This is a genomic window from Streptomyces pratensis (assembly GCF_016804005.1).
In the GTDB taxonomy this organism is placed as follows: Bacteria; Actinomycetota; Actinomycetes; order Streptomycetales; family Streptomycetaceae; genus Streptomyces; species Streptomyces pratensis_A.
Genome location: NZ_CP051486.1, coordinates 1,866,954 through 1,881,141 on the forward strand (window position 1 = coordinate 1,866,954; position 14,188 = coordinate 1,881,141).

The 14,188-nt window shown below is 72.2% G+C and carries 11 protein-coding genes; 6 read left to right on the plus strand and 5 right to left on the minus strand.

Features of this window, described 5'->3' with window-relative positions:
• The first annotated feature begins 92 nt into the window (after positions 1-92).
• From HED23_RS08355 to HED23_RS08380, 6 genes are all read left to right on the plus strand, one after another.
• Positions 93-389: a DUF503 domain-containing protein gene (locus HED23_RS08355; RefSeq protein WP_203182771.1), complete on the plus strand. Its 297-nt coding sequence runs from the start codon at positions 93-95 to the stop codon at positions 387-389.
• Between the two features lie 26 nt (positions 390-415).
• Positions 416-874 carry a 30S ribosome-binding factor RbfA gene (gene rbfA / locus HED23_RS08360; protein ID WP_104789492.1) on the plus strand — a complete coding sequence of 153 codons (459 nt, stop codon included), beginning with the start codon at positions 416-418 and terminating at the stop codon, positions 872-874.
• On the plus strand, positions 871-1,767 hold the full coding sequence (gene truB, locus HED23_RS08365) for a tRNA pseudouridine(55) synthase TruB (RefSeq protein ID WP_203182772.1): 897 nt from the start codon (positions 871-873) through the stop codon (positions 1,765-1,767). The genes rbfA and truB overlap by 4 nt, the downstream gene beginning before the upstream one ends.
• 212 nt (positions 1,768-1,979) lie before the next feature.
• Positions 1,980-5,546 (plus strand): trypsin-like peptidase domain-containing protein, encoded by a 3,567-nt coding sequence (locus HED23_RS08370; protein WP_203182773.1) that lies wholly within the window; start codon positions 1,980-1,982, stop codon positions 5,544-5,546.
• A 43-nt stretch (positions 5,547-5,589) separates the two neighbouring features.
• Complete coding sequence (locus tag HED23_RS08375) at positions 5,590-6,543, plus strand: bifunctional riboflavin kinase/FAD synthetase (RefSeq protein ID WP_203182774.1); 954 nt, start codon at positions 5,590-5,592, stop codon at positions 6,541-6,543.
• A gap of 77 nt (positions 6,544-6,620) precedes the next feature.
• Positions 6,621-7,742, plus strand: a complete 1,122-nt coding sequence (locus HED23_RS08380; protein ID WP_203182775.1) for an XdhC family protein — start codon at positions 6,621-6,623, stop codon at positions 7,740-7,742.
• Between the two features lie 430 nt (positions 7,743-8,172).
• Here the strand turns inward: HED23_RS08380 and HED23_RS08385 are convergent, their stop codons facing one another.
• From HED23_RS08385 to HED23_RS08405, 5 genes are read right to left on the minus strand one after another with little or no spacing between them, the layout of a single operon-like run.
• On the minus strand, positions 8,173-9,171 hold the full coding sequence (locus HED23_RS08385) for an oligopeptide/dipeptide ABC transporter ATP-binding protein (RefSeq protein ID WP_203182776.1): 999 nt from the start codon (positions 9,169-9,171) through the stop codon (positions 8,173-8,175).
• Positions 9,168-10,229: an ABC transporter ATP-binding protein gene (locus HED23_RS08390; RefSeq protein WP_203182777.1), complete on the minus strand. Its 1,062-nt coding sequence runs from the start codon at positions 10,227-10,229 to the stop codon at positions 9,168-9,170. Before HED23_RS08390 ends, HED23_RS08385 begins: the two co-directional genes overlap by 4 nt.
• A complete protein-coding gene (locus HED23_RS08395) occupies positions 10,226-11,146 on the minus strand; it encodes an ABC transporter permease (RefSeq protein WP_203182778.1) in 921 nt (306 codons plus the stop codon). Before HED23_RS08395 ends, HED23_RS08390 begins: the two co-directional genes overlap by 4 nt.
• Positions 11,143-12,234 (minus strand): ABC transporter permease, encoded by a 1,092-nt coding sequence (locus HED23_RS08400; protein ID WP_203182779.1) that lies wholly within the window; start codon positions 12,232-12,234, stop codon positions 11,143-11,145. Before HED23_RS08400 ends, HED23_RS08395 begins: the two co-directional genes overlap by 4 nt.
• Before the next feature lie 3 nt (positions 12,235-12,237).
• Positions 12,238-14,109: an ABC transporter substrate-binding protein gene (locus HED23_RS08405; RefSeq protein WP_203182780.1), complete on the minus strand. Its 1,872-nt coding sequence runs from the start codon at positions 14,107-14,109 to the stop codon at positions 12,238-12,240.
• Positions 14,110-14,188 lie beyond the last annotated feature (79 nt).

The window sequence follows — 14,188 nt, forward strand, 5'->3', positions numbered from 1 at the left end:
CGATCGGCCCCGGCCGTTCCGTGTACGGTTCTGGTGTCCCCGCCAAGCGATGGCGGGGCGCGACCCCGAACCGGCGGGACATCCGGACATACATGTACGTGGGGACTCTGTCCTTCGATCTGCTCCTCGGCGACGTACGGTCGCTGAAGGAGAAGCGCTCCATCGTCCGCCCGATCGTCGCCGAGCTCCACCGCAAGTTCGCGGTGAGTGTCGCGGAGACGGGCGGGCAGGACCTCTACCGCAGGGCCGAGATCGGCCTTGCCATGGTCTCCGGGGACACCGGGCACCTCACAGACGTACTCGACCGGTGCGAACGCATGATCGCGGGCCGGCCGGAAGTGGAGCTGCTGTCCGTACGGCGGCGGCTGCACAGCGACGAAGACGATTGAGCAAGGCTTAAGAAGGAGACGGACCAGTGGCCGACAACGCGCGGGCGAAGAAGCTGGCGGACCTCATCCAGGTGGTGGTCGCCGAGAAACTGCAGCGCGGCATCAAGGACCCGCGTCTGGGCACGCACGTGACCATCACGGACACCCGTGTCACCGGCGACCTGCGGGAGGCCACGGTCTTCTACACGGTCTACGGCGACGACGAGGAGCGGGCCAGCGCGGCAGCCGGGCTGGAGAGCGCCAAGGGCATCCTGCGCTCCGCGGTCGGTGCGGCGGCGGGGACCAAGTTCACCCCGACCCTGGCCTTCGTGGCCGACGCCCTGCCGGACAACGCCAAGGCGATCGAGGACCTGCTCGACCGGGCACGTGCCTCGGACGCCAAGGTCCGCGAGGCCTCATCGGGAGCCACGTACGCCGGTGACGCGGACCCGTACCGCAAGCCGGAGGACGAGGACGAGAACGGCGAGGGCTCACCTTCCGCATGACGCAGAACAAAACGCCGGACGGCCTTGTCATCGTCGACAAGCCGTCCGGCTTCACTTCGCACGACGTCGTGGCCAAGATGCGCGGCATCGCCCGCACCCGGCGGGTCGGCCACGCAGGCACCCTGGACCCCATGGCGACCGGTGTCCTCGTACTCGGCGTCGAGAGGGCGACCAAACTGCTCGGCCACCTCGCGCTGACCGAGAAGGAGTACCTGGGGACCATCCGGCTCGGCCAGGACACCGTCACCGACGACGCGGAGGGCGAGATCACCTCGTCCACCGATGCCTCCGGAGTGACACGCGAGGGCATCGACGCAGGGGTCGCCGCACTGAGCGGCGCGATCATGCAGGTGCCGTCCAAGGTCAGCGCCATCAAGATCGACGGCAAGCGGTCCTACGCCCGGGTGCGCGGTGGCGAGGAGTTCGAGATCCCGGCACGCCCGGTGACCATCTCGTCCTTCCGCGTCTACGACGTCCGCGAGGCGGTCGCGGAGGACGGTACCCCGGTCGTCGACCTGGTCGTCTCCGTCGTCTGCTCCTCGGGTACGTACATCCGCGCGCTGGCGCGTGACCTCGGGGCCGGGCTCGGCGTCGGCGGGCACCTGACCGCGCTGCGGCGCACCCGCGTCGGACCGTACGGCATCGACGCGGCCCGCACCCTCGACCAGCACCAGCAGGAGCTGACCGTGATGCCGGTGGCCGAGGCCGCCGCGTCGGCCTTCCCGCGCTGGGACGTGGACGAGAAGCGCGCCAAGCTGCTTCTGAACGGTGTACGGCTGGACATGCCGTCGTACCCGCCGGGACCGGTCGGGGTCTTCGGGCCCGACGGGGCGTTCCTGGTGCTGGTCGAGGAGCAGAAGGGCAAGGCCAAGAGCCTCGCCGTCTTCGCCTGACGAGGACCTCCGCACGCGTCAGTCCATCGTGGAGCGGGCAGCCCCCCGGGTGCGCGCCCGCTCCACGATCCCCCTCCCACGACCATCCCTGTCCACGAGAACTCCCTTGTTCACCCCAACGGGCGGGCGCTCGGAGTGACTGAGGGGTGTGAGGGGGGCTCTTTCGCCCTCTGCGTTTCCGGTGTCCGCCGCCGGGGATCTACCGTCTGACCATGGGCAGCGGGGACCGGTCGAAACTTGTCAGGATCTGCGATCAGGCCGGCCGGCCGCGGGGAACGGGATTCGTCGCGGACGACCGCGGCACGGTCGTCACCAGCCATCAGACCGTCGCACGCCCGGTGCCCCTGACCCTGTACGCCGCCGACGGCCGCAGCTGCCCGGTCGGTCCCGACGACATCACCGCGCTGCCCGCTCTCGGTCTCGCGCTGCTCCGCACCGGTGGCCCCGAGGCGCTGGGGGTCGAGCCCCTTCCCATCGCCGTACGCGAGGAGATCGGCACGGGTGCCTACGTGCGGATCGCCGCCCACGGCTGGCGCGAGGCCCGGGTGCTCGGGACGACTCCGGCGACGTACTCGGAGGGCGGACGCGACCACCCCGTGAGCGAGGCGCTGGAGCTCGCCCTCGGCACGGACGGGCGGGACGCGCTGCGCTCCGGCGGAGCCGCGGTCGGCGGGCCCGTGACGGACCCTCGCACCGGCGCCGTCCTCGGGGTGCTCTCGACGGCGCTGAGTGCCGGGCGCGAGACCGCCGGCCTGGCGGTGCCGCTGACCCCCCAGGACGTCCCGGAGCCGCTGGCCGAAGTGCTCCGGCGCAACGCGAGCGGAGTCCCGGGTTACGGCTGCGACCTCAACCTCGCCGGGGCACTGCAGCTGACCGCCACCTCGCTCGGCCACGCCGACGGCCGCCCCTGCGGAACCGACGCCGTCGAACGTCCGGACATCAGCGCGGAGTTCACCGCCTTCGAGACCGGGGCGGGGCCCGTCCTCGGCCTGGTCGGCGCCCCCGGGACCGGCCGCACCACAGAGCTCGCCGCCCTGGCCGCCCGCCGGGCCCGTGGGGCGGTGCCCGCCCTCACGCTCTGGCTGCGCGGAGCCGATCTGCAGGCCGACGACACCGCGGTCACCGACGCGATGACCCGGGCGTTGCAGCGCTCCGGGAGGATCGTCACCGCTGCCGGGGCCCGGGGCGACATGGAGACCGCCACCCCCGAGCGTGTGGCCGGGCTCGCCGCGGCCTCCGGGAACCCCCTGCTCGTCGTCGTGGACGGGCCGGAGGAGATGCCTCCTCTGCTGGCCCACCGGTTCGCAGCGTGGGCCGGGGCGACAGCCGGGTGGCTCCTGGCCCACGAGGCGCGGATGGTCGTCGCCTGCCGCCCGGAACACTGGGAGACCGCTGGCGCGCTGTACCCGCCGGGTGCCCTGCACCGGCCGGAGCGGCCGGCCGTCGGCCTGCCGTCCGCCGTCCGCCTCGGCGACCTCACCTCGGAGCAGGCCGAGCGGGCGCGGGAGCGGTACGGCATCCCGCCCGGCACCCTCGCGCCCGGCCACGACCGGCACCCCCTCACCCTGCGTCTGCTCGCCGAGGTACGGGCGGCGCTGCCCCCCGACGTGCCCGGCAGGCCCGGCACCGAGGAGGTCTTCGCCGCCCATCTGGACCTCACCTGTGTCCGGATCGCGGTCCGCATCGGGGCCCAGGCCGAACCACGGCTCCGGGGCACGGCGGTCCGCCGACTCGCGGCGAAGGTGGCCGGCCAGGTCCACGAGGCCGCCAGGCGCTGCCTCGGGCCGGGACAGGGTGAGCTGGACAGGGCAGCGTTCGAGGAGATCTTCCCCTGGCGCACCGGGTGGGCCTCGGCGGTCCTCACCGAGGGGCTGCTGGTCCCCGCAGGCGCGGGATACCGCTTCGCCCACGAGGAGCTGGGCGACTGGGTACAGGGTGCCCACCTCGACCTGGACGCGGCCCTGCACTCGCTGGTCCACCGCTGGCACGCCGACGGGGCGTCCGAGGCGCCCGCACCCGCCCCGCGCGACCCGGCGGAACCCCGCAACCTCCCCGTGCCGCGCCACCGCATCGGCCCGGTGCTCCAGGCGATGCTCCTGCTGGAGCGGCGTCAGGGTCACGCCGCGCTGGCCCACCGGATGGCGGACCTGATCGAGGCGATGGACCGTCTGCCGTCCGGGACCGGCGCGGAGAAGCGGCTCACCGACGCGGCCTGGTGGGCGGCCCACCTGCTCCGCGAGAGCCTGCTCAGGGTCCCGGACGCCAGGCCCTGCCTCGGGGTGCTGCGCGTACTCGCCGGGCGGATCACCCGGCGTTCCCTGTCCGGCGGCGGTCCGGCCGCGCTCGGCCCCTACGCCGAGTTCGGGCCGTGGTTCTGGTGCCGGATCCGGCTGCCCGAGGCCGACCGCATCGACCTGCTGCGCCGTCTGCTGCCCGCCGACGGCGCCCCCCGCACGGACGGGGGCGAACGGTATCTGGACGCCGTGTCCCAGCGCCTGGCCGCCCGGCCCAGGACCGTGCAGGCGCTGCTGTGCCGCTGGTTCACCGACGAAAGCCCGCTGCCCGCCGAGGAGGGGGTGCCGATGCGGCCCACCGTGGCCGCCGCGGCGCAGGCCCTCCTGTACGCCCGCAGGGACCTCGCCGTCGACGACCTGACCGAGGCACTTGCCGACACCGCCCACCCGCGCGCCGCCGAACTGCTCGCCACCCTCGCCGAGGACGAGCCGACCGCCCTCTGCAGGGCTGTCGACCGGTGGGCGCGCGACGAGGAGAGGCCGGCCCGGCGGGCGGCGGCTGCCGTCCACGCCACGCTCGCGGCGGCCCGCGCCCTCTCCGGCTCCGACCGGGCCCTGCTGCGCGGGGCGATGCTCACCCTGCTGGCCCGGCCGGACGACGCGGTCCTGCACGCCCAGGCGCTCACCGTGCTCGTACGGGATCCGGGGACAGGAGGCCGCTACCTGCCGCAGGCCTTGAGGGTCTTCGCCGCCGGAGACCCGCGACTGCCGGTGACCCTTCTCACGGAGGTGTTCCCCGAGCACCCCGAGCCGGTACTCGCAGCGCTGCGTGCCCGCCTCTCGCTGCCCGGGGAGCCCGCCGACGACGTCCTGCGGGAACTGGCCTCGCTGGACACCCCCGTGCTGGCACTGCACGCCCCCGGCCTCGTACGCCACTACGTCGACGGCTGCGGCCGCAGCCGCCCCGGCGAGGACGCCGGGGCACAGACCGCCGCCTATGTGGACCTCAGGCTGGAGCACAGCCCGGCCGCCCGGGCGCTGCTGCTTCCCCTGATGACAGGGCTGCTCCGTGACCGGCCCGCCCCACCGCCCGTACGCGCCGCGCTGGCACGGATGCTCGCCGGCGGGGGAAGCCCCGCGTCGAGACCGCTGCGGGCCGAGCTCCTGGAGGTGCTGCTGGAGTTCGAGCAGGACACCGGCCGGGACCCGGACGTCCTCGACGCCCTGCTGCGGGCCGCCGCGACAGGGTCCGGACGCCGTCCGGAGGCCCGCACACGGGCTCTGGTGCACCGCACCGGGACGCTCCTCGCGCGCACGCCCGAGGGAGCGGCCCGCTTCGACCGGGGGCTCGCCGAACTCGCCCGTGACGTCCCCGGGTTCGCGGACCTCGTCACCCGGTGGCTGGCGGATGCCCCGCAGGAGTGGGCCGCGGTCGTGGGCCCCGGCGCCCGGCGGACGATGGAGGCACTTCGCGGGGCACGGCCCGGGATCCCGGTGCCGATGCAGGCCGTGGGACGTGAGCATGGCAGTCTTAGACCTGCGTAATGGACACACACACGTACACAGGTTCGGGCGAGGAGCGGTCACAGTGCACTGCTGGCGTGGCTTGGAGGACATCCCTGAGGGCTGGGGGCGCAGCGTCGTCACCATCGGCTCCTACGACGGGGTGCACCGCGGACACCAGCTGATCATCGGCCGTGCCGTGGAGCGGGCACGGGAGCTCGGTGTGCCCTCCGTCGTCGTCACCTTCGACCCGCATCCGAGCGAGGTCGTCCGCCCCGGCACGCACCCGCCGCTGCTCGCGCCCCACCAACGGCGTGCCGAGCTCATGGCCGGGCTCGGAGTGGACGCGGTGCTGATCCTGCCGTTCACCGCGGAGTTCTCGCAGCTCTCGCCCGCCGACTTCATCGTTAAGGTGCTCGTCGACAAGCTGCACGCGAAGCTGGTCATCGAAGGCCCCAACTTCCGCTTCGGGCACCGGGCCGCGGGCAACGTCACGTTCCTCGCGGAGCTCGGACCGACCTACGACTACGGCGTCGAGGTCATCGACCTCTACGTCAGCGGCGACGCGGGCGGCGGCGAGCCGTTCTCCTCCACGCTCACCCGGCGCCTGGTCGCCGAGGGAGACGTCGGAGGGGCCGCGGAGATCCTCGGCCGTCCGCACCGGGTCGAGGGCGTCGTGGTGCGCGGCGCCCAGCGAGGCCGTGAGCTCGGCTTCCCCACGGCGAACGTGGAGACACTCCCGCACACCGCGATCCCCGCCGACGGCGTCTACGCCGGCTGGCTCACGGTGAACGGCGAGGCGATGCCGGCCGCGATCTCCGTGGGCACGAACCCGCAGTTCGACGGCACGGAGCGGACCGTCGAGGCGTACGCGATCGACCGGGTCGGCCTCGACCTGTACGGACTGCACGTGGCGGTCGACTTCCTCGCCTACGTACGGGGCATGCTGAAGTTCGAGTCGATCGACGACCTGCTCGTGGCGATGGCCGCCGATGTGAAGCGGTCCAGCGAGCTGATCGCGGCGTACGAACGGGACTGACGCCCTCCTGTGGTGCGCACGCCCGGACAGGGGCATCGTCGGGAGCAGGAGCCGCCGAGCCGGGAGGACGTCCGCACGTGCGTGAACTGCTGTCGGAACTGCGCGACTGGCACACCGCCGGTACGCCCTTCGCCCTGGCCACCGTCGTCGCGGTGCGGGGGAGCGCGCCCCGCGCCCCCGGCGCCGCCATGGCGGTGACCGCGGCCGGCGGGGTGGCGGGCAGCGTTTCCGGGGGGTGCGTGGAGAGCGATGTGTACGAGGTCGCCACCGAGACCCTCACCACCGGCCGCACCCAGCTGCGGACCTATGGCATCAGTGACGACGAGGCGTTCGGCGCGGGGCTGACCTGCGGTGGCACGATCGACGTCCTGGTGCAGCCCTACGTATCGGCGGCCGAACGGGACGCGCTGCGGGATCTCGTCGGCACCATCGGCTCCGGGGAACCCGTCGCACTCGCCACCGTGGTCTCCGGACCCTCGTCACAGGGCCGGAGCCGGATGGTCCTGGCCGGCCGTGTCAGGGGTTCCCTCGGTGACGAGGGCCTTGACGCGGCCGTGACCGACGACGCGCGGGGGATGCTCGCCCAGGGCGCCACCGGCAGCACCGGATACGGCCGGCACGGTGAGCGCCGCATGCAGGACGTCACCGTCTTCGTCCAGACCTTCGCCCCCGCGCCCCGCATGCTCGTCTTCGGAGCCATCGACCACGCGGCGGCCACCGCGAGTATCGGGACCTTCCTCGGCTACCGGGTGACGGTGTGCGACGCCCGGCCCGCCTTCGCCACCCGCGCGCGCTTCCCGACAGCCGACGAGGTCGTCTGTGCCTGGCCGCACACCTATCTGGAATCGACCCGGGTGGACGCGCGCACCGTCGTCTGCGTCCTGACCCACGACCCGAAATTCGATGTTCCCCTGCTCGCCGCCGCGCTGCGCACCCCCGCCGCGTACATCGGTGTGATGGGCAGCAGGCGCACCCACGCGGACCGAGTCGCCCGGCTGCGGGAGGCCGGGGTGGACGAGGAGGGACTGGCCCGCCTCGCCTCCCCCGTCGGCCTCGATCTGGGGGCCCGTACGCCGGAGGAGACCGCCGTCTCCATCGCCGCCGAGATCATCCAGCACCGCTGGGGCGGCACGGGCCGCCCGCTGGGCGAGCTGACGGGCGCGATCCACCACGGCCGTGAGGCGTCCCGCCGGGCCTGAGACCCCGGCGGCCCGGACTCCGGCCCCCGGCCGGGGCCACGCGAGATCGAAGGCGCGGGGGCCGCCCGCCCTTCTCGGCGTCGGGGCCGGTCCTTCGCGGCGTCCACGATCCCGGCTCGACGTCGTCGTCGGCCTCGGCCCGGCCGTCGCCCGGCGCCTCGGCGCGCCTCGGCACCCGGCGTCGCACCGGCTGCCGTCCCGGAGGCGTACCTCGCGTGGCGGCCGGGGGCCCGGGTGGCGGCACGAGGAAGCAGGCGGGTGACCGGAGGCCGCGGTGCTCCGCGGGCCGGACCGCGACGCCGGTCGGGCACACCGGCCCCGGTCCGCGGCACCGTTGTGTGCCTGTGTGCCTGTGTGCCTGTGTGCCTGTGTGCCTGTGGCCCCGGACCGGGGCACCGTTGTGTGCCCGCGGTCCCGCTCCGGACAGCCGTCAGGAGACTGTCGCGCCCCGCGCCGCCCAGTGGCAGGCGACCTGGGTCCGGCCGTCCCCCTCCAGGACCGGCAGATCCTTCGTGCGGCACGCGTCCGCGACGCCCGCGCGCTCCGCCTCGCCCGAGGCGAGGATCTGGCAGCGGGCATGGAACCGGCAGCCGGACGGCACCTTCGAGGGGTCCGGCGGCTCGCCCGTCAGGATCACCGGCTCGCCGTCCGCATCCGGAAGCACGGACAGCAGCGCCTGGGTGTACGGATGCCGGGGAGCCGTGAGGATCTGCTCCACGTCACCGGTCTCCACGATCCTGCCCAGGTACATCACCGCCACCCGGTCGGCGATGTTCCACGCCAGACCCAGGTCATGCGTCACGACCAGCGCCGACAGGCCCAGTTCGTCGCGCAGCCGCAGCAGGAGCGCCAGGATCTCACCGCGCACGGAGGCGTCCAGCGAGGCCACGGGCTCGTCCGCGACGATGAGTTCCGGCTCCAGGACCAGTGCGCCCGCGATCACGACCCGCTGGCGCTGACCGCCGGACAGCTCGTGCGGATACCGCAGGAAGAACCTTTCCGGAGGCCGCAGCCCGGCCCGTGCCAGTGCCCCGGACACGGCCTCCCGCTCGTCACCCGCGTAGCCGTGGATGCGCAGACCCTCCGCCACCGCGTCGTACACCGTGTGGCGGGGGTTGAGGGAACCGCTCGGGTCCTGGAGCACCAGCTGCACCCGCTTGCGGTACGCCTTGAGCGACCTGCCCGCGTAGTCGAGGGGCTCGCCCCCGAAGGTGACCCGTCCCGAGGTGGGGGGTACCAGGCCCAGCAGCGACCTGGCCAGCGTCGTCTTCCCGCACCCGGACTCGCCGACCAGCGCGACGATCTCACCGGGACGGACGTCGAGGTCGACCCCGTCGACAGCCCGCGCGGTCGCCGCCCCGCGCCGGCCGGGGAACGCGACCTTCAGCGCCTGGGCACTGAGCAGGGGAGCCGGGGGAGTGGTGGTCATGAAATGCTCCTTGCTTCCTCGGCACCGCCGTGCGGGCCGGGCGTCGCGGGGGACTCCGGCCCCACCAGCACACAGGCCGCCCGCCGGGACGGGCCGGCCGGCCGCAGCTCCTGGTCCTCGGTGGCGCAGGAGTCCAGGGCAGCCGGGCAGCGCGGATGGAACGTACAGCCCGAGGGCAGCGCCGACGGGTCCGGCGGGTCGCCCGGCAGTCCGCGCGGCGCGTGCCGCGACGAGAGGTCGCCGATGCGCGGGAAGGCCGCGGACAGGGCGCTGCCGTACGGGTGCCTGGCACCCTCGTAGACCTGCTTGGCGGGTCCCTCCTCGACGACCCGGCCGGCGTACATCACCGACAGCCGGTCGCAGGTGTCGGAGAGCACGGCCAAGTCGTGGCTGATCATGATCAGACCGAGGTCCTGGTCACTGACCAGCTGTTCGATCAGCCGCAGGATCTGGGCCTGGATCATCACGTCGAGGGCGGTGGTGGGTTCGTCGGCGATGATCAGCCGCGGATCACAGGCCAGCGCCATGGCGATCATCACGCGCTGGCGCTGACCGCCGGACAGCTCATGGGGATAGGCGTCCGCGCGTGCGGCCGGAAGTCCCACCTGCTCCAGCAGTTCCCCGGCGCGCCGGTGCGCGGCGGCCGGGGTCGCCCTGCCGTGCAGCAGGATGGGTTCGGCGATCTGGTCCCCGATGCGGTGCACGGCGTTCAGCGAGTGCATCGCGCCCTGGAAGACGATCGACGCCCCCGCCCAGCGCACGGCGCGCAGCCGCCCCCACTTCATGGTGAGGATGTCCTCGCCGTCCAGCAGGATCTCGCCGCTCAGGGTCGCGGACGCGGGCAGCAGCCGCAGCAGCGCCAGTGCCAGCGTCGACTTCCCGCAGCCGGACTCCCCGGCGATGCCGAGCTTCTGGCCCGCCTCGACCCGTAGGTCGACACCCCGCACGGCGGGGACGGCCGAGGCCCCCGAGCCGTAGGTGACATGCAGATTCCGGACGTCGAGCAACGGCTGCCCGGTCTCCGGCTTCGGAACGCTCTCGGTCTTCACGGCGGTCAACGGGACACCCCCAGCTTGGGGTTGAGCACGGACTCGACGGTGCGGCCGCACAGCGTGAACGCGAGGGCGACGACGGCGATGGCGAGTCCGGGCGGGGCGAGGTACCACCAGTTGCCGGAGCTGACGGCTCCGGCCTCCCGGGCGTCCTGGAGCAGCCCGCCCCAGGAGACGATCGTGGGATCACCGAGCCCGAGGAAGGCGAGCGTCGCCTCGGTGAGGATGGCGGTGGAGATCACCAGCGTGGTCTGGGCGAGCACCAGCGGCATCACGTTGGGCAGCACATGACGGGACATGATGTGGCCGTGGCCGCCGCCGAGCGCCTTGGAGCGCTCGATGTACGGCCGTGACTCCACGGACAGCGTCTGCGCGCGCACGAGCCGCGCGGTCGTCGGCCAGGTCGTCACCCCGATGGCCAGGACCGTCGTCCAGAGGGACCGCGAGAGCACGGTGGCCAGTGCGATGGCGAGCACCAGCGTCGGCATCACCAGGAACCAGTCGGTGATCCGCATGACGACATTGCCGTACCAGCCCTTGAAGTGACCGGCCGTGATGCCCACCAGGGTCCCGATGGCCACCGAGAGGAAGGCCGCGAGCAGGCCGACGGTCAGCGAGACCCGCGTCCCCCACACCAGCAGGGCCAGCAGACTGCGGCCGAACTGGTCGGTGCCGAGGGGGAAATCGGCGCTCGGGGACTCCAGCGGCCCGCCGGGCGCCTCGGTGACGCTCCGGGAGTCCGCGCCCACCAGCAGCGGGGCGGCCAGCGCGACCAGGGCGATCAGGGCGAGTACGGCAAGGCCCGCCAGGCCGGCCCGGTGGGTGCGGTACTGCTGCCAGAAGCGGGTCGTCGCGTGGCGCCTGCGGGCCCAGGTCAGTGCGCGCGGGCTGGTGGCCTTCGCGGCGTCGGTCGTGGTCGTCATCGGCCCACCCGGGGATCGAGGAGCGGATAGATCACATCGGCGAGCGTGTTCATCAGGATCACCGCGGCGGCGAAGATGAAGAACAGCGCCTGCACCAGTGGCAGATCAGGCACGCTGAGCGCCTGGTAGAAGAGCCCGCCGAGGCCGGGCCAGGAGAACACCGTCTCCACGAGGATGGCTCCGGCGACCGTGTTGCCCAGGTTGACGAAGAGCAGAGTCACGGTCGGCAGCATCGCGTTCGGGACGGCGTGCCGACGGCGTACGAGGTCGTCGCGCAGGCCCTTCGCGCGGGCCGTCGTCAGATAGTCACTGCCCATCTCGTCGAGCAGCGAGGAGCGCATCACCAGCAGGGTGCGCGCGTACTCGACCGCTACGAGGGTGACGACCGGCAGCACGAGGTGGTGGGCGACATCGAGGACGTACGCGAAACCGCTCTCGCTGCCGGACTCCATACCGCCGGTCGGGAACATGCCGGGGACGGGACCGATGCCGACGGACAGCGTGATGACCAGGAGCAGGCCGAGCCAGAACGAGGGCACCGAGTACAGCGTCAGCGCGAAGGCGGTGTGGAAGCGGTCACCGGCCGAACCGTTGCGCCAGGCGGACCTGGCGCCCAGCCAGATGCCGATCGCGGTGTAGATCACGAACGCGGTGCCGGTGAGCAGCAGCGTCGCGGGCAGCGCCTCGGTGATCTTGTCCATGACGGGAGCGCGGAACTGGTACGACGTACCGAAGTCCCCGGTCAGGGCCTTGCCGCAGTACTCGGTGAACTGCTGCCAGAGTGGCAGGTCCAGGCCGAATTCCTTGCGCATCGCGGCGATCTGCTCGGTCGACACCTGCCGGCCGCCGGTCATCTGCTTGACCGGATCGCCGGGGATCAGGCGGAACAGGAAGAAGCTGGTGACGAGCACGGCGAACAGCGAGACGGCCGCACCGGCCAGCTTGCCCGCCGCATAGCGGAGATAGGCGGTCGTGCTGCGGGCGCGTGGACTGCGGGCCGACGGCCCGGCCGGAGCCGGGCCGTCGGTCTGTACGGCGTCCACGCCCGCCGCGCCCTTCAGGAGCGCGGGAGTGCTTTCTGTGCTCATGGACTATTCACGGTCTTCCGCGGTGGAACGACGACGCATGGCGAACAGCAGCCCGCCACCGGCGAGGACGACTACGGCGACACCGACACCGATGAGGACTCCGGTGGAGCCGCCGCCGTCGGACGAATCGCCCGACGCACCGGCTGCCGGAACCGCCGACCACCAGCTCCAGTAACCGTCCTGACCGTAGATGTTGCCCGCGGCCGAGGGCATGGTCGTGATGGACTCGATCTGGTCGGTGCGGTAGGCCTCGACGGCATTCGGGTACGCCATGACGTTCATGTACCCCGTGTCGTACAGCCGCGACTCCATCTGCTTCACGAGGTCGGCCCGTTTGGCGGGGTCGTACTCCGCCAACTGCTTCGCGTAGAGCTCGTCGTACTGCTTGTCGCAGATGAAGTTGTCGGTCGCCGCGGACTCCTTCGCCTTGGCCGGCAGTGCGGCGCAGGTGTGGATCGACATGACGAAGTCGGGGTCCGGGTTTACGGACCAGCCGTCGAAGGCCAGGTCGTACTCACCGGCGTACCAGGGGTCGGAGACGTTGTCGCGGCAGTCGACCTTCAGACCGATGCCGAGGTCGCCCCACCACTCCTGGAGGTACTTGCCGATCGCCTTGTCGTTGGGGTCCGTGGCGTGGCACAGGATCCGGAAGTCGAGCGGCTTGCCGTCCTTGCCGGTCCGCTTGCCGGCGCCGTTCTTCCTGTAGCCCGCCTCGTCGAGGAGGGCGGCCGCCTTCGCCGGGTCGTACGCCAGCTTCTGTCCGGCCGACGGCTTCCAGAAGTACGAGCCGTATCGCGGCGGGATGTAGCCCTCGCCCTCTATGGCGTAGCCCTGGAAGACCTTGTCGATGATGGTCGTGCGGTCCACGGCCATGAACAGTGCCTGGCGCACCTTCTGGTCCAGCAGTGCCGGGTGCCCGTCGCCGAACTTCGTGCCGTCCTTGGTGCGCGCGCCCGGGTTGGTGGCCAGCGCGTAGAAGCGCCGGCCGGGGCCGTCGTTCACCTTGATGTTGTCGGCGGTCTTCAGCGACGCGGCCTGCGCGGGGGTCAGACTCGGACTTCCGGCGACGAAGGAAACTTCACCCTTTCGGAGGGCGGCCACGGCGGCGTCCTGGTCCTTGTAGTAGCGGAAGACGAGCTCGTCGAACTTGGGCGCGCCCCGCCAGAAGTCCTTGTTGGCCTTCAGCTTCACATAGCTGTCGACCTTGTAGTCCGTCAGGACGAACGGCCCGTTGCCGACGATCGGGAACTTCGTGTCGTTGTTGAACTTCGAGAAGTCGCCGACCTTGTCCCAGACGTGCTCGGGGACGATGGGCACATCCAGTGCCGTCATCGTGGCCTGAGGCTTCTTCAGCTCTATGACCAGCTTGTCCGGACTGGGGGCGGTCACCTTCTTGAAGTTGCCGACGAAGCTGCCGTTCGAGGTGGCTGCCCCCTCGTCGGTCATCATCTTGTTGAAGGTCCACGCCGCGTCCTCGGCGGTGGCCTGCTCACCGTCCGACCACTTCGAGTCGGGCCGGATGGTGTACGTCCACGTCAGCTTGTCCGCCGAGGTCTCCCACTTGGTGGCGAGCCCGGGGATCGTCCGGTTGTCCTTGGCGTCGTAGTTCGTCAGGTAGTCGTACATCAGCCGGTGGATGCTCGTGGAAAGCAGCCGCTGGGCGAGGAACGGGCTCAGGGAGTCGACGCTCTGGGCGACCGCGACCGTGAGGGTCGACTTGCCGTCGGCCGCCTGCGCCTCCTGAGCGGCGGGGGCGAGCGGGATTCCGGGTACGACCGATCCAGCGGCGAGCGCCAAGGCGGCGGCTCCGGAGGCGACAAGGATACGCAAGCGGCCGTGTGGGCGGGAGGAGCGTGGTGGGAATCTTGTGACCATGGACGTGGACCTCGCGTCATGACTCGCACGGTGAAGGCGGGCAGATCTCTGGTTCGCCAGTTGGTGAAGCGAAGGTCTA